The sequence below is a fragment of the Bifidobacterium miconisargentati genome, assembly GCF_019331675.1.
Taxonomy (GTDB): domain Bacteria; phylum Actinomycetota; class Actinomycetes; order Actinomycetales; family Bifidobacteriaceae; genus Bifidobacterium; species Bifidobacterium miconisargentati.
On the sequence record NZ_JAHBBJ010000038.1, the window covers coordinates 1 to 1,473 of the forward strand.

1 protein-coding gene is annotated in these 1,473 nt (G+C 66.3%); it reads right to left on the bottom strand.

The features are described 5' to 3' along the window. Positions 1-69 precede the first annotated feature (69 nt). Positions 70-1,317, bottom strand: a complete 1,248-nt coding sequence (locus tag KIH81_RS11910) for an integrase catalytic domain-containing protein (protein ID WP_236029605.1) — start codon at positions 1,315-1,317, stop codon at positions 70-72. Positions 1,318-1,473 lie beyond the last annotated feature (156 nt).

Below are 1,473 nucleotides of genomic sequence, written 5' to 3' on the forward strand. Positions count from 1 at the left end.
CCGAGGTGCCTCATTTGAAAATGAGCGCGTAATCCGGAGTGGTGCCTCACCTGTGGTGAGCGTGAAATCCTAGTCCGCGTCGGCTTGTGGGGTTTCGTCGTCTTCCGGTTCGACGCCCGCGATCCGGGCGAGCGTCTTGTTCAAGTATGCCATGTCCGGGCCCATGCGTCTGGCCAGCCGCGCGGTGCGCGGTGCCGCCAGTGCTTCGAGCCGGTCCTGGATGTCGTGGATGCGGCGGACGAGCTCGGCCGGGTTCACGGTCGCGAGCGTGTGTTCGATCTCCTCTCGCTTGTCGTCGGGTATGAAGCCGGGGCCGCCGGCGGCCCTGTCCGCCTCGTCGAACTCCTTGAGCCGCTCCCACGGGGTGCGTGGTGCGTCGTAGACGCGGCGGGGACGGCCGTCCCGGGTGCTTTCGCGCGCGACCGGCTTCTTGGACGGGGTGAACAGGTTGGCCTTGACGCGCACCAGCTCCCATAGCTCGTTGAGCAGGCCGAGCTCATCGACGGTGTACCGGTAGTAGAACGCGTGGCGGCGCACGACGTGGTTGTTGCGGGACTCGACGGTGGCCTGGTCGTTCTTCCTGTAGGGGCGGGAGCGGGTCTGCTCGATGTCGCGCTCCTGCAGCCAGGCGATCAGGTCGCGGTTGATGAACTCGCTGCCGTTGTCCGTGTCGTAGGAGCGGATGCGGAACGGCAGACAGGCCTCGACCAGCGCCTCGGCCTTGGAGAGGTTCGCGAACGCGTTGTTGCGGCACGACGCGTTCTCGGTCCATCCGGTGGCGACGTCGACCACGGTCAGGGTGCGGCAGAACTCGCCCCTGACGCTCGGCCCGCAGTGGGCCACGGTGTCGGCCTCGACGTTGCCGGGCAGGCCGTCCAGCTCGTCGCCGGCCTTCCTGATCGTGATCGAGTTGCGCAGCAGCTCCCCGGCGGGCCGGGTAGTGGAGATGCCTCTGGGCCGTGCCGCGTCGCGCGTCTTTTTGAGGTACCGGTCCATCGTGGCCGCGCTCATCCGCTCCAGCTCGCGGAACGCGAAACCGTCCCAGTCGGCGAGCTCGCCGTGCGCGCGCAGCATGGGCATCCACAGGGGCAGCATCGCCTTGAGGTACTTCGCGCACGGCGCATCCATCATCAGCCACACCTGGACCAGCAGCTCGCGCGACTGCTCCGAATACCGCTTCGGCCGCTCCGCGGGCGACATCGACGGCCTACCGCGCCCGGCTTCCGTGAGTCTGCGTCTCGCGGTGCTCCTGCCGATTCCCAGCACGGAGCACATCTCATCGAGGATGCGTCCCTTGTCCTTCTTCGACGCCTTCATGTATTCATCCCTGAATCTCAGGGTGACCTGCCGCTTCGTCGCCATGCTGATCCTGTCTTCCATAAGACAAGCCAAACAGGACCGATACCGTTCGCGCTCATTCCCGATGAGGCACCACCACACCCTACGCGCTCAAAAAACGTGAGGCACGTCGCT